Annotated in this window: 18 protein-coding genes and 3 pseudogenes; 4 read left to right on the top strand and 17 right to left on the bottom strand. The window is 69.5% G+C overall.

What is annotated here, in order from left to right; translation table 11 throughout:
• Positions 1 to 345: 345 nt before the first annotated feature.
• The 3 genes and pseudogenes from FE374_RS19895 to FE374_RS13110 form a co-directional block, all read right to left on the bottom strand.
• Positions 346 to 877: pseudogene (locus FE374_RS19895) on the bottom strand (dioxygenase family protein); the annotation flags it as partial.
• 9 nt (positions 878 to 886) lie between these two features.
• Complete coding sequence (locus tag FE374_RS13115) at positions 887 to 1,354, bottom strand: hypothetical protein (protein ID WP_139929639.1); 468 nt, start codon at positions 1,352 to 1,354, stop codon at positions 887 to 889.
• Between the two features lie 5 nt (positions 1,355 to 1,359).
• Entirely contained in the window at positions 1,360 to 2,430 is a 1,071-nt protein-coding gene (locus FE374_RS13110) for a flavin-containing monooxygenase (protein WP_139929638.1), read from the bottom strand.
• Between the two features lie 1,047 nt (positions 2,431 to 3,477).
• Here FE374_RS13110 and FE374_RS13105 point away from each other — a divergent pair.
• Positions 3,478 to 3,747, top strand: a complete 270-nt coding sequence (locus FE374_RS13105; RefSeq protein WP_139929637.1) for a nuclease — start codon at positions 3,478 to 3,480, stop codon at positions 3,745 to 3,747.
• On the opposite strand, the gene FE374_RS13100 is transcribed toward FE374_RS13105, so the two are convergent.
• The 12 genes and pseudogenes from FE374_RS13100 to FE374_RS13045 form a co-directional block, all read right to left on the bottom strand.
• A complete protein-coding gene (locus FE374_RS13100; RefSeq protein ID WP_230978304.1) occupies positions 3,744 to 4,151 on the bottom strand; it encodes an aldehyde dehydrogenase in 408 nt (135 codons plus the stop codon). The genes FE374_RS13105 and FE374_RS13100 overlap by 4 nt on opposite strands.
• 320 nt (positions 4,152 to 4,471) lie before the next feature.
• Complete coding sequence (locus FE374_RS13095; protein ID WP_139929636.1) at positions 4,472 to 4,954, bottom strand: hypothetical protein; 483 nt, start codon at positions 4,952 to 4,954, stop codon at positions 4,472 to 4,474.
• Positions 4,951 to 6,768: a glycoside hydrolase family 15 protein gene (locus FE374_RS13090; protein WP_139929635.1), complete on the bottom strand. Its 1,818-nt coding sequence runs from the start codon at positions 6,766 to 6,768 to the stop codon at positions 4,951 to 4,953. Before FE374_RS13090 ends, FE374_RS13095 begins: the two co-directional genes overlap by 4 nt.
• Positions 6,769 to 6,829: 61 nt before the next feature.
• A complete protein-coding gene (locus tag FE374_RS13085) occupies positions 6,830 to 7,240 on the bottom strand; it encodes a VOC family protein (protein WP_223173533.1) in 411 nt (136 codons plus the stop codon).
• 155 nt (positions 7,241 to 7,395) lie between these two features.
• On the bottom strand, positions 7,396 to 7,860 hold the full coding sequence (locus FE374_RS13080; protein ID WP_139929633.1) for a hypothetical protein: 465 nt from the start codon (positions 7,858 to 7,860) through the stop codon (positions 7,396 to 7,398).
• A gap of 130 nt (positions 7,861 to 7,990) precedes the next feature.
• Positions 7,991 to 8,713, bottom strand: a complete 723-nt coding sequence (locus tag FE374_RS13075; protein ID WP_139929632.1) for a ferredoxin--NADP reductase — start codon at positions 8,711 to 8,713, stop codon at positions 7,991 to 7,993.
• 18 nt (positions 8,714 to 8,731) lie between these two features.
• Positions 8,732 to 9,034, bottom strand: coding sequence for a hypothetical protein (locus tag FE374_RS13070; RefSeq protein WP_139929631.1), 303 nt, complete (start codon positions 9,032 to 9,034; stop codon positions 8,732 to 8,734).
• A 127-nt stretch (positions 9,035 to 9,161) separates the two neighbouring features.
• On the bottom strand, positions 9,162 to 11,975 hold the full coding sequence (acnA, locus tag FE374_RS13065) for an aconitate hydratase AcnA (RefSeq protein ID WP_139929630.1): 2,814 nt from the start codon (positions 11,973 to 11,975) through the stop codon (positions 9,162 to 9,164).
• Positions 11,976 to 12,064: 89 nt separating this feature from the next.
• Positions 12,065 to 13,069 (bottom strand): annotated as a pseudogene (gap, locus tag FE374_RS13060) (type I glyceraldehyde-3-phosphate dehydrogenase); the annotation flags it as partial.
• Positions 13,070 to 13,225: 156 nt separating this feature from the next.
• Positions 13,226 to 13,516: a DUF4193 domain-containing protein gene (locus FE374_RS13055; RefSeq protein WP_230978578.1), complete on the bottom strand. Its 291-nt coding sequence runs from the start codon at positions 13,514 to 13,516 to the stop codon at positions 13,226 to 13,228.
• Positions 13,517 to 13,658: 142 nt separating this feature from the next.
• On the bottom strand, positions 13,659 to 14,162 hold the full coding sequence (locus FE374_RS13050; RefSeq protein WP_139929627.1) for a hemerythrin domain-containing protein: 504 nt from the start codon (positions 14,160 to 14,162) through the stop codon (positions 13,659 to 13,661).
• Between the two features lie 404 nt (positions 14,163 to 14,566).
• Entirely contained in the window at positions 14,567 to 15,241 is a 675-nt protein-coding gene (locus FE374_RS13045; RefSeq protein WP_139929626.1) for a helix-turn-helix transcriptional regulator, read from the bottom strand.
• A 106-nt stretch (positions 15,242 to 15,347) separates the two neighbouring features.
• Here FE374_RS13045 and ctaD point away from each other — a divergent pair, with 106 nt between their 5' ends.
• On the top strand, positions 15,348 to 17,165 hold the full coding sequence (gene ctaD / locus FE374_RS13040; RefSeq protein WP_139929625.1) for an aa3-type cytochrome oxidase subunit I: 1,818 nt from the start codon (positions 15,348 to 15,350) through the stop codon (positions 17,163 to 17,165).
• A gap of 65 nt (positions 17,166 to 17,230) precedes the next feature.
• Positions 17,231 to 17,587: a carboxymuconolactone decarboxylase family protein gene (locus tag FE374_RS13035; RefSeq protein ID WP_139929624.1), complete on the top strand. Its 357-nt coding sequence runs from the start codon at positions 17,231 to 17,233 to the stop codon at positions 17,585 to 17,587.
• Between the two features lie 155 nt (positions 17,588 to 17,742).
• On the opposite strand, the pseudogene FE374_RS20420 reads toward FE374_RS13035, so the two are convergent.
• A pseudogene (locus FE374_RS20420) lies at positions 17,743 to 17,931 on the bottom strand (hypothetical protein); the annotation flags it as partial.
• 376 nt (positions 17,932 to 18,307) lie between these two features.
• Here FE374_RS20420 and FE374_RS13030 point away from each other — a divergent pair.
• Entirely contained in the window at positions 18,308 to 20,215 is a 1,908-nt protein-coding gene (locus FE374_RS13030; RefSeq protein ID WP_139929623.1) for a heavy metal translocating P-type ATPase, read from the top strand.
• A 23-nt stretch (positions 20,216 to 20,238) separates the two neighbouring features.
• Here the strand turns inward: FE374_RS13030 and FE374_RS13025 are convergent, their stop codons facing one another.
• The gene (locus FE374_RS13025) at positions 20,239 to 21,213 is read right to left on the bottom strand and encodes a diacylglycerol/lipid kinase family protein (protein WP_139931586.1); all 975 of its coding nucleotides are present in this window, start codon (positions 21,211 to 21,213) and stop codon (positions 20,239 to 20,241) included.
• Positions 21,214 to 21,317: the final 104 nt, after the last annotated feature.

Genomic DNA, 21,317 nt, shown 5'->3' with positions numbered 1-21,317 from the left:
CTTGAGAACTGGAAGTGTGGGCGAATCCCGCACCACACCGCGTGAATCGGTAGCTTTCGGCCCGACACCGTAGTGGTCGCGACGCCTCTGACGGCGTCCGGAGGTCGCAGGTTCAAATCCTGCCCCCGCTACGAGATCAGGCCCGGGAATCCAAGGATTCCCGGGCCTGAGGTGTGTAGAGACTTGATCCACCGTCCGCAAACCCTCCACTTTGGCCTCTCTGGGGCGGTCGTGCCGGCTCGGCCGCGCGACGCGCAACGATCCGCGCCGGAGGTTCACGGGCGCCGCCTCGGAGGTTTGACACCAACGCTGCTCGGTGCGGGCTCCGCAGGTTTCGGTGTTGTCGGGGGCGAGAACGATGTCGAAGCGGGTGCGGGCCCAGGCGCCTCATCGCCGAGGTGGCGCCCGTCCGGGGTGGGGGTGCCGGGGGCTTGGTCCTCGAAGCGCTTGATGAGGGAGTCCTTGACGCCGAACACTGAGTCGCCGAGGGCGAGTTGGGGTCCCCCTCAACGAAGACGTGCGTGACCAGGGTGCGGTAGCCGGGCGCGGTGATCATGAAGTGCAGATGCGCCGCCCGGACCGGAGAGCGGCCCACGGCGGCGAGCATCTTGCCCACCGGGCCGTCGTGCGGGATCGGGTACGGGGTAGGGGTGAGGCCCCAGAACCAGTACTTGCCCGCCTCGTCCGAAGCGAGCCAGGCCCGCCCGGCCACCCGGTTGTCGTCGTACTGCACGTCGTAGAGGCCGTCTTCGTCGGCCTCCCACACCTCGATCCGCGCGTTCGGGACCGGGTTACCGTCGGTATCGGTGACGGTGCGCTCGACCCAGTACGGCGTGCCATGCGCGCCGCCGGCGATGTCCCCACCCGGAGGGATCTGCCGATCTGCTCACCGTCCGACGTGGAAATCAGTGAGGATCGCGACAGCGATCAGGGCGGCGGCGACGAAGTCGACGGTGGCGCAGAACGGGGGCCACCACCGGGTGTTGGCCACGAATCCAGTGCGGTGCTGCCACAGGTCTTTCAGGCCGTGGCCGGCCAGCCCGGCCACGAGCAGCCAGGCCGATCCAGTCACCGCGGCCGCGGCAGTGACGACGAACACCGTGGCGACGCCCGTCTCGACGGCGATGACCTTGCCCCGCCCGTCGGCGACGCTGAATCCGATGTAGACCGCCGCGATCAGGACGAGCCCCAGCGCGTAGACCGTGGCGTCGTCGAGCCAGAAGAAGGCCAGTGGTGACGCCGCCTGCAGCACACCCCAGACCACGCCCCAGGCCACAGGTGCGCGTAGATCGCCGCGGAAGGACCGGGTGGTGTCCCGCGCTGGGCGGCCGGGGGAATGCTGGGAAGCGATCATGCCCGTCAGCCGTTCATCCGGTCCGTGATCTGCTCACCGACGAAGGCGGCGTCGTCGCCGACCCAACCGAGCAGTGCCGAGCCGCGGGTGTGCTGCCACGTCCTCCCGACCGTGTACAGGCCCGGCGATGGGGTGATGCCGCGGGACTGCTGCAGCGTTCCGTGCGCGTCGGTGGCTTCGGGGACGTGCATCCACGAATCATCTGTCCGGAATCCGGTCGCCCAGACGACCGAGTCGTACTCGGAATGGGTGCCGTCGGCGAAACGGATGCTCCTGCCAACCACGGCGTCGACCCTGGGTCGGAGCGTGATGCCGTGCCGGCGAGCGAGCTGCTTGGGGCTGGTTCCGACGATCTGGTCGCGGCCGGCCAGCCGCCGTCCGATTCGCGAGCCGGCAGTCACCCGGTCCAGCCGCGCCGCCGAGGCCCACCACCAGACGTCTCGTCCCAGCGGCCGCTGCGGCACCGCCGGGATGCGGGTGCCCACTGCCAGGTCCACGGCCCGGGTCGCGGACAGCTCCTGGGCAATCTGGCAGCCGGAGTTCGCCGCGCCGACGACGAGCACCCGGCCCGTGGGCAGCTGCTCCGGCCGCTGGTAATCGGCGCTGTGAAGCTGGTGCACGTCCGGCGCCAGCCCCCCAGCGACGGACGGGGTGAAGGGGACCTGGAAGGGGCCTGTGGCGACGACGACGTGGCGCGCGTGGACCGCGTCGGCGCCGGCTCGGGCCAGGTAGCCGCCGTCTTCGGCGCGGGCCAGCGATGTCACGGTCGTGTTGAGCCGGACCGGCAGGGCGAACGTCGCCGCGTAGACCCGCAAGTAGTGCGCGACGTCATCCCGGCCCGGGTAGGTGTCCGCGGGCGCCGGAAAGCGCAGCCCTGGCAGGTTGCTGTAACGGCTGGAGGTGAACAGCTGCAGCGAGTCCCAGCGGGAGCGCCAGACCGTGCCGATCTCCGGGCCCGAATCCACGATCTGGAACCGCAGGCCGCGCCGCGCAAGGTGGTAGCCCATCGCCAGCCCGGCCTGCCCACCGCCGATGACCAGAACGTCCGGGTCAGCCAGGGCCGGGTCGGCGGCCATCAGACCGGCTCCGGGCGACACGCCACGTCGAAGCTGACCACCATGCCGTTCACGGCACGCTCCGCGACGTGCCAGTGGGCCATCCGGAACTCCCGATCACCGATGTCGAGCACGGCATCGCCAGCGAACGCCCGACCACGGTCGCGGCCCAGAACGGGTCGTGGCTGGTTGTCACTTGTCGTCCGTCCGCCGTCGAGGCGATGAGGAGTCTGGGCCCGGGCACATGGGGTGTCGGCCCGGGATGCGGGACGGGGGGCGGTGCGGGGTAGCCCGCTGGCTGCCGACGGCCGCGTACGCCGGCGGCCTCGCGAGCGACGTCCGGCGGCGCGTCGACGACATCAGTCGGGTCTCCGGCGCTTCGTCTCGTCTGCAACCTGGGCGTGGTCATCGGACCTTCCAGCGGAATGCGTCGCGACCTGGGTGTGAGCGGCCAGCCGCGCGTCACGGGTGCCCCAGGTGCGAATGTACCCCTGGACGGGTTCGACAGGGACAAGGCCGTGTGACCGGGTTTGCCAGAACGATGCGCGGTGCGCCGCGGGCGCTGCTCAGTAAGCCCACGACGGGCGACGTAGGAGTCCGCGCCCGCATCGGTGGCCGGACTGTGCAAGGAGTGTCGAAGCGGCTGGCCCATGTGCTGACCGTGCCGGGAAACCTGGCACGCCGGGGTGGGGCCGACGCCGGTGACCAGGCGGCTGAGCGGGGATGACCGGCGTCCGCCATGTGAGAGGCCCGTTGATGCCCGTTGACACTCTCCGAACTCCTCCCGCAGACTCGTCCACATGTTCCCGGCCCGGCCAGTGCCAGCGAACCCGCACCCCGCGGGTTCCGTCGACATGCTGTCGACCCGCCGGCGCCTGTGTCGAATGTGTCGCTGACCCAGCCGCAGCTCTGACGAGCGCGCCCGCAGGCCTTCTCGCCTGGACCGTGGCGCGCGGACCCCACCCGCTGCACGGTGGCACATCCCGACACCGCATGTCTCCTGGCGGAAGCCAGACTTCGGCGTCGGTCCCGAACCAGCCTGAGCTTTCGAACGCCGAAGGAACCGACGTGATCGACCGCACCCTGTTCGACGTCCTGCCCATCCAAGAGGTTGTCGCCAACGCCTCGCCGAGCGCATGGCGCGACGGCCTCGTCGTGTCGCAGCAGCCGGGCGCACTGACCATCGCCCTGCTGGACGGGTCCGAGGGCACGCTGATGACCGGGGCCACCCCTGAGGTAGGCGAACCCGTCGCGGTCCATCCCGTGGCCGAGGTGGTCGCGGTGGGTAGCACCTGGTACGCGGCGCGGCCCCTCATCGGGGTCGACGAGGCGCGCTAGCCCTTCATCCCGGACATCATCTTCGAGCACGCCTCGACCATGGCTCGGCACGCCGAGGCACAGATCCGGCAGTGCTCGGACATCTCGGCGTGGCTCCCACACTCCGCCGCGCACGCCTCGCCCATGACCATGCACGCCGTCATCATCGACGACATGACCTTCATGTCGTAGCCGCCCGTGCGCATCATCATGCGCATCGTCGCCGTGGCGACGTCGGCGGTGTTCATACACATGGACGCACAACGGCCCATGTTCTCGCCGCTGTCGGCGTCGGCACACATCGTCGCCGCCATCGCCGCCGCCGAGCACGCCTCCATGCAGCCCTGCATCATCGTCATATCCATGTTCATGCCCGTCATCGAGGGCATCGGCATGGCCTTCATCATGTCCGTCATCATGCTCATCGCTGTTCGCCCACTTCGTCGTTGACCAGTGACCCGTAGTGCTTTCGACGGTACGCCCGGCACTGCCGGCACGCCAGGGTCGAGGGCCAAGTCAGTCGTCGCGCGCCGCAGCAGGGCGCGAGTCCGGGCGCCACCCGTGGCGAACCGGCACCGATCGGGGCGTGCACCGACAGCTGTGCGAACGCGTCAGGCGTCGTGGAGCGACCGCTCGCGACGGACCCGTAGCCCGACGAGGAGCGTGTTCGACCGCCACAGCGGAGTCCACCTGGCGGATGCCGTCGCCGCCGGCTGTGCCGGTGGCCGTCCCGGGGTCGGCGACCTCAGCGCGCCAGCGTCAGGAAGCTTGCGATGACCGTGCCGTAGAGCACGTGGGCGAGGAGTGTGACCGTGGGAGTCTGCGGGCCGTAGTTGCGCGCGAGGAATCCCGGCAGCTCCAACAGGGCCACGGTGGTGGCATCGCTGAGCGGGGAGCCCATCCGTGGATGTACCAGGGGCAGCAGCACGTTGATGAGGATCGTGGTGGCCGCAATGCCGTGCCCGAGCCCGAGAAGCGCTCCTAGCCACCAGTCATGACGGCCGAGCGCGGAGAAGATGGCGTAGTAGCCCAGCGAGAAGATGAGGCCGAAGACGAAATGGGCGGCGTACCCGAGTGCCTTCGCCCGCGTCCGGTGAGCGGTGACGACCGTGCCCAGCAGGAACGGCAGGTCCATCCGGGTCAGATGTGCCTCGCTGGCGGCGCGCAGCACGGTGGTGAGGACGGCGGTTCCGACGAAGCCGCCGGCCAGGGCAGCCCAGACGCTCATCTCGCTCGTTCCTCGGCGATCGCGGTGGCGGCGCTGATGAGGGCCAGGTGGCTCAGGCCTTGCGGAAGGTTGCCGAGAAAGGCACCCGTCTCCGGGTCGATCTCCTCGGCGTAGATCCCGACGTCGTTGGACAACGTGATGAGCTCGTCCATCAGTGTCGTGGCGTCGGCTGCCCGCCCGGTGCGGGCGAGAGCCTCGACGAGCCAGAACGAGCAGCTGACGAACGCACCTTCGCTCCCTGTCAGGCCGTCCTCGCCGGTGTACCTGTATAGGTAGGGGCCGTGGCCGAGGTGACGGCGGAGCGCGTCGACGGTGGTGTGCCAGCGTGCGGAGCCGGCCTCGCCGTAACCTGAGAGCAGCCCCAGCAGCACGCTGGCATCGAGCTCCTCACCATCGGCGTGCCTGGTGTAGCTCCGGTGCACTTCGGAGTAGCAGCGCTGCTCGATGAAGTCCCTGCACGTCTCGGCCTCGGCGCGCCACCGGGCGCGATGTTTGTCCGGGATGAGGCCACGATCCGCCAGGCGGCCCGCGCAGTCCAGGGCGACCCAGCACATCATCTTGGAGTGCGTGAAGTGTGCGGGCGCGCTGCGGACCTCCCAGATCCCCGCGTCGCGTTCGTGCCACGAGCGACAGAGCAGGTCGGCGATCTCGGCCATCCGCCGTCCGATCTCCGAGTCGAGCCGCCCACCGCTTTCGGTGTAGAGCCAGACGGTCTGCAGCAGCTCCCCGTAGGAGTCCAGCTGGTGCTGGCGGGCGGCGGCGTTGCCGACCCGCACCGGCCCCGAGTCCCGGTAACCGGCCATCCGCAGCACGCTCTCGGTGGCGGTCGGACCACCGTCGAGCCTGTACAGCGGCTGCAGCCGGGGGTGGGTCAGCTGCGTCGCCTGCAGCAGCCACCACAGGTACGCCTGCGCCTCCGGCGCGCACCCGAGGCGCAGCAGCGCGCTCAGGGTGAACGCCGAGTCCCGCACCCACGAGAACCGGTAGTCCCAGTTGCGCTCGCCGCCGAGCTCCTCCGGCAGGGAGGTGGTCGCGGCCGCGGCCACCGCACCGGATGGGGCGAACACCAGCAGCTTCAGTGCAAGTGCGCTCCGCGCCACCGCGTCTCGCCAGGATCCCGGGAGGGTCAGCGTGGCCGTCCATTCGCGCCAGCTGGTGACGGTGTGGGCGAACCGCTCGTCCAGCTCGCGGCGGGTGGGAAAGACCAGCGGTTCTTGATGCGCGCCGGACAGGGCGATCAGCACCGGCGTGTCCGGAGTGGCGTCGAAGGTGCCGCGGATGGTCGACGCGTCGATGTGGGTGCTGGTCAGGGGGGACACCAGGACGGCCAGCGCGTCGCTCCCCGAGCTGGCCACCGCTACACCGGCGCGCCGTGCGATGTGGGTGGGGCGCCGGCCGTAGTCGAACCGCGGCCGGACCTGCCAGGCCATCGGCACGCGGCCGTCGTCGCCCTGTATGCGGCGCTGCAGCTCTCGTGAGGGACCTAATCCGTTGCCGCGGAGCGTCATCGCGTCGACGACACGTGCGACCCCGACCTCGGTGATGAACGTCGTCTCGAGCACGTTGGTGCCGGGCAGGTATCGCCGCGTCGTGCGAAACGGCACCGTCGGTGCCAGCGTGAAGCTGCCCCCCTCGGGGTCGAGCAGTGCGGCGAAGACGCTCGGCGAGTCCAGATCCGGCCACGAGAGCCAGTCGATCGCGCCGTCGTCGGCGATGAGGGCGACCGTGCGACCGTCCCCGATCACCGCGTAGGACCGCAGCGGGGCGAAGCCCGCACGACGCGATGTCCGACCGATCGCGCTGCCCAGCGTCATGGTCCGTTGCCAGGACGCGGGCTCGAAGGCGTGGTCCGAGACGGTGGACGGGACCCGGCCATCAGACGTAGAGGAGAAGGTCGAGCATCGAGCGCGGACGTTCGTCCGGGCTCGGCTGGGCGATGACGAGACGGATCCCGTCCGGGTCCTGACTCTCGACGAACCGCACCCCGCCGCTGGTGTGCGCATGTGTGTGGCGGTCGCGAGCGTGCAGCGACTGCTCCAACCTCGCCAGCCCCGCGGGGCTGGCGATCGCCCACATCAGGTACTGGACACCGATGCCGCCGGAGGGATGCTGCGCTCGACTGCCCTTCTCGATCAGATAGAGCTGGAAGCCTCCGGGGGCCAGCATCAGTGCGGCTTCTCCCTCACGCAGGCTGACCTTGCACTCGAAGACGTCGCGGTAGAAATCTACCGATCGGTCGAGGTCGGCGACCGAGATGACCGCCGACGCCACCGTGGCCTGCTCCAACGCGATCTCCCTTCGTTCCTCCCCGTCGGGTGACTTCCGGCGGCACCGCCGTCGCCCGGGGGACGTTCGCGGGCCCGGGCGGCCACCGCCGCCGACCGGCGCCGTCGCTGCAGGACGACGCCGGTCCGACGGTGATCCGGTTCGTGGTCTTTGCCTCAGCGGGTGCCGACGGCGGGGGTCCGGCGGGCAGGGTCGTAGACGCTGGCGAGCCGGCCCAGGGTGAGCGCGGCGAGCAGGAGCCCGAAGTCGCGCAGGGCGACGTCGTAGAAGTCACCGGACGTCACGAGGTTGAGAATTATGCCGGCGAGCCACAGTGCGACCACGTACGCCCCGTAGCGCGGCCTGAGCGCCACCAGGACCCCGGCGAGAATCTCTACCGCCCCGACGACGAGCATGGCGGTCCCCGCGCTGAATGGCAGCAGGTCGACGATCCACGGGGCGAGGTAGGCCTCCCAGTTCGTCAGCACGTTGGTGAACTTGTCCACGCCAAAGACGATCGGCAGGACCGTGAAGCCGATGCGCAGCAGGGCGAACGCTCCGTAAGCAGGGTCCGTTCGGGCCCGGAGCAAGACATTGCCTGTTCCCTGGGAGACCGGGGTCCTGGCGGCGTTGGCAGTCATCGCAATCTCTCCTTCTAAAAGTGATGAACCTTGCTTTTACACTCCTCCCACCGCCACTGGTTGTCAACAGCTATGGACGACGTGGCGGCCTGGCAGGCCGAGGGAGGTGGAGGGACGGGCACGGGGAGTGTCAGTAGCCGGTGAACTCCTCGGTCCGTATGTCGTCCGCGTCGACGCCCGCGGCGGTGAGCACCCCGCGCATCGCGCTGACCATGGTCGCGGGGCCGCTCAGGTAGTAGACGGGGGCGGTGAGGTCGTCGATGTACCGCGAGAGCATGGGGGTGTCCACGTGGCCCGTCTCGCCGTCCCAGCCGAGCCGTGAGGTCTCCGGCTGGGTCATGGTGGCGGCGAGGGTGAAGTTCCCGTGTGTCTCGTCGAGTCCGCGGAGCTCGTCGAGGAACGCGGCATCTTCGGGCCGTTTGTTGGAGTAGAGCACGATGATCTTGTGGGCGGTGCGGTCATGGGCAGCCTGGAGCCCGATGCTGCGTACCGGGGTGATACCGATCCCGCCGGTGAGGAAGACCGCGGGCCTGGCCACGTTGTGGTGGAGCGTGAAGGAGCCGTACGGCGCGTCGAGTGCGAGCTCGGCGCCGATGGGCAGGTCCCTCAGGACGCGCTTGAACGCGGTGTCGCGGAGACGGGTGGTGGCCATCAGTCGCGGCTCGTACGGGGCGCTGGTCAGCGAGAACCCCCTGGTGTCGCCCTCGGCGTCGGTCTCGGCGGGGTCGAGCAGCGTGTAGTCGGCGAACTGACCAGCTGTGTACTCGAAACCTGGCGGCTTCTCGAAGTAGAACGCCATGGTGCCCTCGGCGACGACCTTCCTGTCGAGCAGCCTCGTTCTGGGAAGCGCCACCGTCCTGCTCCTTCCCTCTCAGTGTTCGACGGCGGCTGCCGTCAGGTCGCCGTCGTCGTAGCGTCCGTCGGCCTTCTTCATCGCGGCCACGAGGCTCTCGCGTTCGGCCTGACCTTCGTCGTAACGGCCACGCCCCTCGTGGCGGCTGCGCCGCGTTCTGCGCTGTGGGCGGATGCCGGTTGGTTCGCCGTCGTCGTACCGCCCGCGGGGCTTCTTCGTCTCGGCACCGAGCTCCGTGTCGTTGGCCTGCCCCTGGTCGAAACGTCCACGGGCGGGATGTCCTCTTCCCGCCGGGTCCACGCGCCTTGCTGACGTGCTCATCGCTTGGCCTCCTGATTCCGTTGTGGTCTCGCTGTGAATCTCTGCTCGTCCGCGCCCCGTCTGCGTCGCGTCCAGGTGGGGCGGACAGCCACCTGATCTCGGCGGGTGGGCTCGCGTGGTGATGTCGTCAGCTGGCCTCCCCCCGTTCGCTCGTCAGGAGCTGGCGCAGGACGTATCGCAGGATGCCGCCGTGGCGGAAGTACTCCCCTTCGGCGGGAGTGTCGATGCGCACGAGCGCCGTGAGCTCGCGCTGTGCGCCGTCGTTCTCGACCCGGACCGTGACCTCGCTGGGCACGGCGTCGGCGCCGGCGAGCCCGGTGATGGTGAGCGTCTCCTCCCCGGTCAGGGCGAAACTCTGGGCGGAGTCCCCGGGCCGGTACTGCAGCGGCAGGACGCCCATGCCGATGAGGTTGGACCGGTGGATCCGCTCGAAGGACTCGGCGAGCACGGCCCGGACGCCCAGCAGCGCGGTGCCTTTGGCAGCCCAGTCGCGGGAGGACCCGGAACCGTACTCGGCGCCGGCGAGCACGATCAGGGGCACGCCATCGGCCGCATACGCGTTGGCGGCGTCGAAGATGCTCATCTGCGCCCCACCCGGCAGGTGGCGGGTGAACCCGCCCTCGGTGCCGGGGACCAGCTGGTTGCGCAGGCGGATGTTGGCGAAGGTGCCGCGGATCATCACCTCGTGGTTCCCACGCCGGGAGCCGTAGGAGTTGAAGTCGCGGACCTTCACGCCATGGTCGAGGAGATACTGGCCGGCGGGGGAGTCCTTGCGGATCGCGCCGGCGGGGGAGATGTGGTCGGTGGTGACGGAGTTCCCCAGCATCGCCAGCACCCGCGCGCCGGTGATGTCGCGCAGTGGTTCGGGCTCGCGCGACATCGCGTCGAAGTAGGGCGGGCGCCGCACGTACGTGGAGGTCTCGTCCCAGGCGAACATCTCGGCCGAGGGCAGGTCGAGGCTGCGCCAGTTCTCGTCACCGGCGAAGACGTCGGCGTAGCCCTTGGTGAACATGCGGGCCTGCACGACCTGGCCCACCACCGCCTCGACCTCGTCGGCGCTGGGCCAGAGGTCGCGCAGGTACACCGGTTCGCCGTCGGGTCCGTGGCCGAGCGGGTCGGTGCTGAGGTCGATGTTCATCGTCCCGGCGAGGGCGTAGGCGACCACCAGCGGCGGTGAAGCGAGGAAGTTCATCTTGGTCTCGGCGTGGACGCGGCCCTCGAAGTTGCGGTTGCCCGAGAGCACCGCCGAGACGTTCAGGTCGTGCGCGGTCACGGCCGCGCTCACCTCCGGGATCAGCGGGCCGGAGTTGCCGATGCAGGTAGTGCAGCCGTAGCCGACGAGGTCGAAACCGAGCTGGTTCAGGAAGGGGGTGAGGCCGGCCTGCTCGTAGTAGTCGGTGACCACCCGGGATCCAGGAGCGAGGGAGGTCTTGACCCACGGGCGCCTGGTCAGGCCCCGCCGGACGGCGTTCCTGGCGAGCAGGCCGGCGGCGAGCATCACCGACGGGTTGGAGGTGTTGGTGCACGAGGTGATTGCGGCGATGACCACGTGGCCGTGGTCGACGTCGACCGACCGGCCGCCGATCGTCACCGGCACCGCGGCGGACGGCCAGGCCGTGTCCGTGCGCGAGCGGGACCTGTCCACCGGGCGCTGGTGGTCCTCGATGCGCCCGAACGCGATGGGGTCCGAGGCGGGGAAGGACTCGGCGGACGCCTCGTCCAGGCCCACGAGCTCGGCTGGCACCTGCGACCCCTCGGCGAGGATCTGCCCGATCACCCGGCGCGCCTGGGACAGGGCGATGCGGTCCTGGGGGCGTTTCGGCCCGGCGATCGAGGCGACGACGGAGCCCAGGTCGAACTCGATGGTCTGGGAGTACACCGGGTCGTGGTCGGGGTCGTGCCACAGGCCCTGGGCCTTGGCGTAGGCCTCGACCAGGGCCACCTGCGCCTCGGGCCGGCCGGTCAGGCGCAGGTAGCGCAGCGTCTCGTGGTCGATGGGGAAGATCGCACAGGTCGAGCCGTACTCGGGGCTCATGTTCCCGATCGTGGCTCGGTTGGCCAGCGGCACCCCGGCCACACCCGGGCCGTAGAACTCGACGAACTTGCCCACCACGCCCTCCTCCCGCAGCAGCTGGGCGACGGTGAGGACCAGGTCCGTCGCGGTCGCACCGTCGGGCAGCGCACCGGTGAGCTTGAGGCCGAGGACCTGCGGGATGAGCATGCTCATCGGCTGACCGAGCATGGCGGCCTCCGCCTCGATGCCGCCCACGCCCCAGCCCAGTACTCCGAGGCCGTTGACCATGGGGGTGTGCGAGTCGGTCCCGACCAACGTGTCGGGATAGGCCTGCGGCAGTCCCGACGCCGCCGTCGCCTCCCGGGTGAAGACCACGCGGGCGAGGTACTCGAGGTTGACCTGGTGGCAGATCCCGGTGCCGGGTGGCACCACGAGGAAGTCGTCGAAGGCTTGCTGGCCCCACCGGAGCAGCTGGTAGCGCTCCTGGTTGCGGGCGAACTCCAGGTCGGCGTTGATCTGGAAGGCGCCGGGCCCGAAGGCGTCGGCGATCACCGAGTGGTCGATGACGAGCTCGGCAGGGATCAGGGGGTTGATCCGCTGTGGGTCACCGCCGAACGCGGCCATCGCGTCGCGCATCGCCACGAGGTCGACGACGCAGGGCACTCCGGTGAAGTCCTGCATCAGCACCCGCGCGGGGGTGAACTGGATCTCCGCGCCGTGGGTCGCCGCTGGGTCCCAGCCGGCAAGGGCGGTGACCTGTTCGGCGGTCACGGCCGTGCCATCCTCACAGCGCAGCAGGTTCTCCAGCAGGACCTTCAGGCTGTACGGCAGCCGGGCAGCGCCCGGTACCCGGTCGAGCCGGAAGATCTCGTAGGTCCGGTCACCCACCTGCAGCTCGCCGCGCGCATCGAAGCTGTTGACGGTCATGGTCGGCTCCCTCGCCGGACCAACGGTGGGTGGACGCCGTCGGGCCGCCTGGCCCGTGACGGCCGGGCGTTCCGGGCCGTCTCGGCAGTGAGGCGCTCGCCCACGTACGTGGTGATCTCCACCAGGCTGTGGGCGTAGCCCCACTCGTTGTCGTACCAGCTCACGACCTTGACCAGGTCCCCGGTCACCTTGGTCAGGCCCGCGTCGAAGATGGAGATGTGTGGGTCGCCGATGATGTCGGAGGAGACGATGGGGTCCTCGGTGTAGAACAGCAGGCCTTGCCACCGGGGGCTCGCGGCAGCCTTCTTCATCGCCGCGTTGACGGCCTCGACGCTCACGGGCTTGGCGGCGGTGAAGGTCAGGTCGGTGGCGGAGCCGGTGGGGACGGGGACCCGCAGGGCGTAGCCGTCGAGCTTGCCTTTGAGGTTCGGTAGGACGCGGGAGACGGCCTTCGCGGCGCCGGTGGTGGTGGGCACGATGTTGATGGCTGCGGCGCGGGCCCGGCGCAGATCTTTGTGCGGGCCATCCTGGAGGTTCTGGTCGGCGGTGTAGGCGTGGATGGTGGTCATCAACCCGTGCACGATGCCGAACTCCTCGTCCAGCACCATCGCGAGCGGGGCGAGGCAGTTGGTGGTGCACGAGACGTTGGAGATGATGTGGTGCTTCGCCGGGTCGTACTCGGTGTGGTTGACGCCCATCACGAACGTCGCGTCCTCGTTCTTGCCCGGTGCGGAGATGATGACCATCTTGGCGCCGGCGTCGAGGTGCACCTGGGCCTTGGTGGCATCGGTGAAGCGGCCGGTCGCCTCGATGACGATGTCCGCCCCCAGGTCGCCCCAGGGCAGTGCAGACGGGTCCTTCTCCGAGAACGCCCGGAAGCTCAGGGCCCCGACGCTGATCGAGTCCTCGGTGGAGGTGACCTCCTCGTCGAGCTTGCCCAGGACCGAGTCGTACTTCAGCAGGTGCGCAAGCGTTCGGGTGTCGGTCAGGTCGTTGACACCGACGATCTGGATATCGGCGCCCTCGGCCAGCACGGCGCGGGTGAAGTTGCGGCCGATGCGGCCGAAGCCGTTGATGCCGACGCGGATGGTCATGGTGTCCTCCCGGGGTGCGCCTGCATGGCGCGCGTTCCCTGTGTTGGTTGTGTCCCGTTACCGGTGTCGTGCTCTGGCGATCACTGCTGCCGAGACTGATGGACTCGGACTGGCCCGTGCACTGCTGCCGGGCGTACCTCACGTGCGGGGCCTGGATCATGCGCCGCACTCGTTGCACACCGGCTGCCCGGCGACGTCGCCGGCCAGCTGGCTGCGGTGGTGGACGAGGAAGCAGCGCGTGCAGACGAACTCGTCGGTCTGCTGTGGCACCACCTCGATGGTGAGCTCCTCGCCCGATAGGTCGGCCCCGGGCAGCTCGAGCCCCTCCCCGGCGACGAGATCTTCCTCGTCGACCCCGGCCCAGCCCTGCGGACGCCGGACCTCGACGTCCGTCGTCGCGTTCACCTGGACGCCGTCCTCGTTCTTGCGCGGGACGTCGTAGTCGATGGGCGCACCAGCCTCTGCCGCAGGCCGGCGCCGGCGGGGCCCGGTCCTGCCATGGTCGACCACCTCGGCCGGCCCGCCACGGCTGCGTGCGAGCACCGTCTCGTCCTGGGTATTCACGGTCATGGCGCACCCCTGGGAGCAGCTACGTGCGCGGCAGCGTGCCGAGCACGTGGTGAGGACGGCCCAGCACCAGGGCCGCGTCGATCCCGACCTGAGCGAGGCCGGGTAGAAGCACCTCCTCTTCCTTCTCGATCCGCAGGGCGAACAGCAGCAGCACCGCCCGGGCCGCCATGGCCGCATCGAGCGGGCTCGCGGCCCGGTCAACCTGCTCGACCTGGCGAAGCATGGCCCGATGGTCGACCTCCATCGAGGCGACGAGCGTCCCCTGCCCGGCACCCCGGGCGAAGTTGTAGAGGATTTCCTCCTCCGTGCGCAGATGGGGCAGGACCTCCCCGTTGAGGTAGTCCGACAACTCGCGGCGCATGGCTACGACGTGCTCGATGGACGGTGCTCGCGGGGCGGTATCCGTTGCCCGCGCCACGGCCTCGATCAGGGCGTAGGCGTGCTCAGTCAGCCGCGACGACAGCTCGGCGTGACGCCCCTCGGTCGGACTCTGTGGCGACCCCGACGCGCCACGTGAATTCATGACACCCGCCTCCTCTTTGTACAACTACTCCTTGTATTAACTCCCGGAACGTCGGAGGATGCAAGGGCCTACATGTGGAGGCAGATGTGAGCGACGAACTTGGGTTTCGTGCATCGGTGGCAAGCGGCCGAACCTGGGTGCACGAGCGCCCGTTGTGTGCCCGGTGGCGTCCCCGTGTCGTCCCGGCGGGGGCGGGTTCGCCGCGACTCCCGGACCGGACGAACGGGGGCATGTGCGACGGGAGCCGCGCGGCGAGCGCTACGTCGCGAAGTGCGTGCCTTGCCTTGACCACGGGCCCAGCCTTCGGTGACTCCATGGACAGCCGGTGGGCGCGCTCAGGTCGGCGCCGATCGTCGACGACACGGATCCCGTCTGCTCGTACGTGGCACGGCGATCCGGAACGCTTATTTCTGCGTGAACTGCACCAAGCATCCCTGGGGAAGGGCGAAGGGCACCAAGCGCGTGACCTCGACGGGCGCGCCCAGACGTTCGAGCACGCCGCGGATCACTCCCAGCTGCAGCGAGCAGACGACGTCCCGGTGCTCCTGCGCGACCTCGAGGAACGGGCAGTGCCGCTGCAACAGCGAGAGCTGGTGACGGTCCGACGTGATCTGCGGATCGAATCCGATGCCGGCCAAGGCGTCGGCCAGCATGTCGATCGCCTCGTTCGCGTCAGGTGGTGGGCCGGTCCAGGCTTCCGTCAGACGCTGCGCCCAAGCCCGGCCCGTCTGTTCGGTCAGCTCGGGCGCTCCGGGCACCTGATCGGCGAGGACGCTGGCCAGTGCCTCTGCCAGAGCCCGAAATTCTCGCCGTGTGCCGAGCGCGTTGGGCTGCGGGGCCGCGGTGAAGCGCAGCGGGGGACGCCCGGGAACGCTCGGGTGAGCGACCCGACGGTGCACCAAGCCGTCCTGCTCGAGCCGGCCGAGGTGGAATCGCACCGTGTTGGGGTGCAGGTCGAGCTTGGCGGCAAGCTCGTGCGCACCCAGACCCTCGGGCACGTCACGCAGCGTCTGCAACACACGTACCCGGGTCGAACCCGCTCCGGCAGGTCGTCCGTGCACGGTGCCGGTCGCTCCCATCTGGCAATTATCTCATTGACTGTCTGCCCGTCGAAGCGGGGGCACCGTGGCCGAGGGAATGCTCCCGTGGCCGGCCGGCCGGCTCTGACATCGAAAGGAGCCTGTGATGGCTGCCACCGCTGAGTTGCCCACCGGAGTCGTACCTGGACTTCCGCCGCGCAGACAGCACTGGGGGAAGACGCTCGTGTCGTGGGTGACCTCGACCGACCACAAAGTGATCGGGTACCTCTATCTGGTCACCTCGTTCGGGTTTTTCATGATCGGCGGCGTGCTCGCTCTGCTGATGCGGGCTGAGCTGCTCGCGCCTGGCCTACAGCTCGTGCAGTCCCACGAGCAGTACAACCAGCTGTTCACGATGCACGGCACGATCATGATGCTGTTGTTCGCGACGCCACTTTTCACCGGTCTGGCCAACATCATGGTGCCCTTGCAGATCGGTGCACCGGACGTGGCGTTTCCTCGGCTGAACATGTTCTCGTACTGGCTCTTTCTCTTCGGTGGCCTCATCGTGGTCAGTGGCTCCCTCACCCCGAAGGGTGCGGCGAGTTTCGGCTGGACGGCATACAACCCGTTGTCGAACGCCGTGTTCTCCCCGGGGCTGGGTGGCGACCTGTGGGTGATGGGCCTGGCGATGACCGGGTTCGCGACGATCTTCGGGGCCGTCAACCTCATCGCGACCGTCATCACGCTGCGTGCCCCGGGCATGACCATGTTTCGGATGCCAATCTTCACCTGGAACGCTCTCATCACGTCGATCCTGGTGCTGATGGCCTTCCCGGTGCTGGCGGCAGCCCTGTTCGGCCTGGCGGTTGACCGGGTCCTCGGCGGACAGGTCTACAGCCCCGATGCGGGTGGGGCCCTGCTGTGGCAGCACCTCTTCTGGTTCTTCGGCCACCCGGAGGTCTACATCATCGCGTTGCCGTTCTTCGGCATCGTCACGGAGGTCCTGCCCGTCTTCTCGCGGAAGCCCGTCTTCGGCTACAAGGGCCTCGTCTTCGCCACCATCGCGATCGCGGCGCTCTCGATGACCGTCTGGGCGCACCACATGTTCACCACGGGCGGCGTTGCTCTGAGCTTCTTCTCGCTGATGAGCATGTTCATCGCGGTCCCCACCGGGATCAAGTTCTTCAACTGGTTAGGCACCATGTGGCGTGGAAAGGTCACGTTCGAGACGCCGATGCTTTTCGCGCTGGGATTTCTCGCCACGTTCCTCTTCGGGGGCCTGACCGGGGTCATCATCGCCAGCCCGCCGATGAACTTCCAGGTTCACGACACCTATTTCATCGTCGCGCACTTCCACTACGTCGTCTTCGGCACCGTCGTGTTCGCGATGTACTCCGGCTTCTATTTCTGGTGGCCGAAATGGACCGGGCGCATGCTCGACGAGAGGCTGGGGAAGATCAACTTCTGGCTGTTGTTCGTCGGCTTTCAGACCACCTTCCTGGTCCAGCACTGGCTCGGCGCCCAGAGCATGCCCCGCCGATACGCGGACTACCTCCCCGAGGACGGCTTCCAGCTCTACCACCAGATCTCCACGGTCGGCGCCGCCATCCTGGCCGTGTCCACGCTGCCGTTCCTCTACAACGTCTACAAGACGCAGCGTGGCCCACGCACCGTCATCGTCGACGACCCCTGGGGCTTCGGCAGCTCCCTCGAGTGGGCCACCGCCTGCCCGGTCCCGCGCCACAACTTCACCTCGCTGCCGCGCATCCGCTCGGAGCGGCCGGCCTTCGACCTGCACCACCCGGAGGTCGCCGCCATGGAGCACTCGCGCTCAGACAGTGGCGTCCTCGAGTCTCTCTACGGCGGGCCGGAGACCGAAGGCCGCACTCCGATGCTCGCCGAACGCATCACGCGCCGGAGCGATGAGTCGGTCAGGTCCGGGGATGGGCCGCCGGACGTGGGCCTCCCAGAAGGCGGCTGATATCGCCTGCGAGCGGCACGGAGCCCGTGCCCTCCAGCGTTCCACACCGTGATGAAAGGAATCTCATGGACGAGACGATGTACCACCGCACCACCCCGGAGCTCGCCGCTCGGCGCAGAGAGCTGGCGCCGGAGATCCACGGGGCGTTCGAGGAGTTCAGTCGGGCCGTGTTCGCTGACGGCGCGCTGCCGGAGAAGATCAAGCAGCTGATCGCTGTTGCCGTCGCCCATGTGACGCAGTGCCCGTACTGCATCGACGGTCACACCAAGCTGGCAGCGCGCAGGGGAGCGAGCCCCGAGGAGATCATGGAGGCGATCTGGGTCGCCGCCGAGATGCGTGCGGGCGGCGCGTATGCGCACGCCACCTTGGCGCTGCACGCCCTCGGTGAAGGTGCCGTTCAAGCGGCAACGAGATCTTCGTGAAAGGGAATCGAGCACCCTCCACTTATCCTCTGATCTGAAGGTCCTTCTGCCCGGTCCGGTGTGCGTCTGGCTGTGACTGACAGGCACGGACGACGTCGCTTTACGCGCGGGCCCACGGGCCCGGACGGACGGTGCCCGTCCGGCGGCCCTGCGGTTCAGCGGGTCGCGAGCTCTGCCGCCGCGGCCGGCGCACTCGTGGTGGTGGGCACCGTGGCAGTGGTGTCCTACCGGCGCAGAAGCCGCATGGCGTCGGCGATGACGACGACGACGGAGGCCTCGTGGACGAGCACCCCGATCGACACGGTCACGCCGCCGGCGAAGACGCCGGCCAGCAGCAGGATGACCCAGGGCGACCGTGATGTTCTGGCGCATACGGACAGGTCACGACCGACGCCCGTTCATTGCTTGTCGACCAGCCGCCACGAGCAGGGGGTGACGGCAGGCAACAATGCGTCATTGATTGCCGACTGTGCAGACCATGCCCGCCTTAAAAGGCCTCAGCGTTGCGAACCCACGAGCCGCTGCTGGCGTCTGGAACCCGTGGGGCTCCCAGGTTCAAGCGTTTACCTGTCGCGTCTCGACCCGGTTCCCAGTGGGCAGGATCATGGAATGATTCAAGCTTAACAAAATGGCGCACGACGGCGGGTCTGCCCCGGTTGCGCTCCTGAGGTGAGCCTTTCCTTGCTATACGCAAGGGTAAATCCGGCGTATCAATGACGTATGCGGAAGTTCCTCAGCGGCCTGCTCGGATACCCGGTGGTCATCGCGACCATCACCGCCGGTTTGATCGGCGGTGTGCTCGAGCTCGGTGGCCAGGAGACCGCCGCCCGATGGGTCATCTCCGCCCTCGCCGCCGTCGTCGCGCTCTTGCAGGCGCGCGGCATGGTGGACGACCTGCGCTCGGGCAGGTACGGGATCGACCTTTTGGCCGTCACCGCCATCGCCTCCACCGTGGCGGTGGGGGAGTACTGGGCAACGCTCGTCGTGTGCCTGATGCTCTCCGGTGGCGAGGCGCTGGAGGATTACGCGGCCGGGCGTGCCCGGCGGGAGCTGACCGGGCTGCTGGAGAACGCGCCCCGCACCGCCCACCGGCTGGGTGCGGACGGGCAGCTCACCGACGTACCGGTCGACGACGTCGCGATCGGCGACCGTCTCGTGGTGCGCCCCTTCGAGGTGGTCCCCGTGGACGGTGTGCTGGAGTCCGACGGCGCGAGCCTCGACGAGTCCTCGCTCACCGGGGAGTCCTTGCCGGTCGACCACGCCCACGGGGACGATCTGCTCTCCGGTGCCATCAACGGCGGGGAGGCCATCGAGGTGTGCGCCACCGCTACCGCGGCAGACTCCCAGTACCAGCGCATCATCGCGCTCGTCCGCGAGGCCCAGGAGTCCAAGGCGCCGTTCGTGCGGCTGGCCGACCGGGTCGCGGTGCCGTTCACCATCGGTGCCCTGGCCCTGGCCGTCGGCGCGTGGATCGTCTCCGGGGACCCCGCCCGGATGGCCGAGGTGCTCGTCGTCGCCACGCCCTGCCCGCTGATCATCGCCGCCCCGGTGGCGTTCATGAGCGGCATGTCGCGTGCGGCCCGCAACGGGGTGATCGTCAAGAGCAGCGGGACACTCGAGCAGCTGGCCCGCGTACGCACGGTCGCCTTCGACAAGACCGGCACCCTCACCTACGGCAAACCGCGCGTCACCGCTGTCCGCACCGAGGGCATGGCCCCGGCGGAGATGCTGGCACTGGCGGCGGCGGTCGAGCAGCACTCGAACCACCCGCTCGCGGCCGCCGTCGTGGACCAGGCGCGCACCGGCGGAGGCACCGTCCCCGCCGCGGAGGACGTTACCGAGATTCCCGCGAACGGAGTGCGCGGGACGGTGGGTGGCCACGCCGTCGTGGTCGGCAGTGCCCGCTTCGTGGAGCGCGAGACCGGTCAGGACACGTCCCGGCTGCCCGCTGGAGCCACCGGCGTGCACGTGGCGGTGGACGGGCGCTACGCCGGGTATGTCGCGCTGGCCGACCAGCTGCGGGCCGAGGCCCGGGCGACGATGGCCTCCCTGCACCGCGCCGGCGTGCGCACCACGATGATGCTCACCGGCGACGGCGAGCACGTCGCCCGGCACATCGGCGCCGAGGCGGGCATCGACGACGTGCGCGCAGAGCTGCTGCCGCAGGACAAGGTCGCGGCGGTGCGCGCCGCCGATCCACGGCCGGTGATGATGGTGGGCGACGGCGTCAACGACGCGCCCGTGCTTGCGGCCGCCGACGTCGGCGTCGCGATGGGAGCGCGGGGGGCCAGCGCGGCCAGCGAGTCCGCCGACGTCGTCATCACGATCGACGACCTCTCCCGCAGCGCTCGGGCCGTCCAGATCGGCCACCGAACCATGCGCGTGGCCTGGCAGGCCATCGGTATCGGCGTGGCCATGTCGGTGGGACTGATGGGCGTCGCGGCGGCCGGGATGCTGCCGGCGATCGTCGGCGCGTGGCTGCAGGAAGTCGTGGACCTCGCCTGCATCCTCTGGGCCCTGCTCGCCATGCGGCCGGGACGGGCGGAAGTCGCCGAGGTGGAGCGGATGAGGGCTGACGTAGCCGTCGCGTCCGCCGACCACCACGCGCCTGAAGCGGTCCTCGCCTGACCGACGCCCGTCGGTGGTCGACGCTAGCGGCCCTTGGGTGCACCTTCCGCGAGGTCGGGGCTGCGATCGGGCTGGTAGACGCACAGCCATAGCGCTGCGGGTCGGACGGTCGCCGCGAGAACCCGGCGTGGCTCGATGACGTCGCCGTCGAGCTGGCAGGGTTGGTCGCGGTCGCTGGTGATGGTGATGCGTGAGCCGCGCAGCACCTCCATCCGGGGCACGTGCTCGTGTCGGCGGAGGATGCCCCAGGCCATGGCCGCCCAGTGGGCGAGGTGCCGGGGGGCGAGGATGGCGACGTCGAGCTGGCCGTTATCTGGTTCGGCGTCGGCGAGGAGTCGGACGCCGCCTTGCAGGCGGCCGACGTTGCCGATGACGACGGTGCGTGCGCGCCGGCGGAACGGTGGGTGGTCGTCGATCTGGATTTGGACGCGCATCGGGCGGTCGCGGAGGTGCTTGAGGGCGGAGAGCACGTAGGCCAGCGAGCCGATGCGCGCCTTGAGGGTGGTGGAGGCGGACTCGAGCAGCTTGGCGTCGAAGCCCATGCCGGCCATGACGGCGAAGGCCTGGCCGTCGACCTCGCCGATGTCGAGGAGGTGACGTCCGCGGTCGACGGCGAGCCGCACGCCCTCGGTGGGGTCGTCGGGCAGGCCGAGGTTGGTCGCCAGGAGGTTGCCGGTGCCGGCGGGCAGCACGGCCAGTGCGGCCTCGCTGCCGGCGAGGCCCTGGACGCACGAGCGAACGGTGCCGTCCCCGCCGCTGACGAAGACGACCTCGGCGCCCTCTGCGACCGCCTGGCGGGCCTGGCCGGCGCCGGGGTCCTCCGGCGTGGTCTCGAACCACAGCGGGACCGGCCAGCCCGCCGCGGCCAGGGTCTCTTCGATGGTGGCGCGAAGCTCGTCCAGGCCCTCGACCCGTGCGGGATTGACCACGACCGCCGTGCGCAGGGGGCCGTCGTGCTTGACGCGCTGGCGCTCGGCGGGCTCGGGGTGCTCGCCCACCGCGCCAGTACCGGCGGTGGCGGACGCATCGACTGCCTTTTGATTCGTGTTCACGTGGGCCCTTTCTGGTTGTCGCTCGGCCGGCGTCGGGTCCGCCGGCGACA

It is taken from the genome of Georgenia yuyongxinii, assembly GCF_006352065.1.
Classification (GTDB): domain Bacteria; phylum Actinomycetota; class Actinomycetes; order Actinomycetales; family Actinomycetaceae; genus Georgenia; species Georgenia yuyongxinii.
The sequence above is the reverse complement of the archived record's forward strand: the minus strand, read 5'-3'. Positions and strand labels throughout refer to the sequence as shown.

Bases quoted from the DNA above. Each gene is read 5' to 3' on its own strand.
- FE374_RS13110 (WP_139929638.1), bottom strand. From the start codon at position 2,430: ATGGCCGCCGACCCGGCCCTGGCTGACCCGGACGTTCTGGTCATCGGC.
- FE374_RS13035 (WP_139929624.1), top strand. From the start codon at position 17,231: ATGGACGAGACGATGTACCACCGCACCACCCCGGAGCTCGCCGCTCGG.
- FE374_RS13045 (WP_139929626.1), bottom strand. From the start codon at position 15,241: ATGGGAGCGACCGGCACCGTGCACGGACGACCTGCCGGAGCGGGTTCG.
- FE374_RS13080 (WP_139929633.1), bottom strand. From the start codon at position 7,860: ATGACTGCCAACGCCGCCAGGACCCCGGTCTCCCAGGGAACAGGCAAT.
- ctaD (WP_139929625.1), top strand. From the start codon at position 15,348: ATGGCTGCCACCGCTGAGTTGCCCACCGGAGTCGTACCTGGACTTCCG.
- acnA (WP_139929630.1), bottom strand. From the start codon at position 11,975: ATGACCGTCAACAGCTTCGATGCGCGCGGCGAGCTGCAGGTGGGTGAC.
- FE374_RS13050 (WP_139929627.1), bottom strand. From the start codon at position 14,162: ATGAATTCACGTGGCGCGTCGGGGTCGCCACAGAGTCCGACCGAGGGG.
- FE374_RS13100 (WP_230978304.1), bottom strand. From the start codon at position 4,151: ATGAGCATGATGACGGACATGATGAAGGCCATGCCGATGCCCTCGATG.
- FE374_RS13095 (WP_139929636.1), bottom strand. From the start codon at position 4,954: ATGAGCGTCTGGGCTGCCCTGGCCGGCGGCTTCGTCGGAACCGCCGTC.
- FE374_RS13070 (WP_139929631.1), bottom strand. From the start codon at position 9,034: ATGAGCACGTCAGCAAGGCGCGTGGACCCGGCGGGAAGAGGACATCCC.
- FE374_RS13030 (WP_139929623.1), top strand. From the start codon at position 18,308: ATGCGGAAGTTCCTCAGCGGCCTGCTCGGATACCCGGTGGTCATCGCG.
- FE374_RS13090 (WP_139929635.1), bottom strand. From the start codon at position 6,768: ATGACGCTGGGCAGCGCGATCGGTCGGACATCGCGTCGTGCGGGCTTC.
- FE374_RS13115 (WP_139929639.1), bottom strand. From the start codon at position 1,354: ATGATCGCTTCCCAGCATTCCCCCGGCCGCCCAGCGCGGGACACCACC.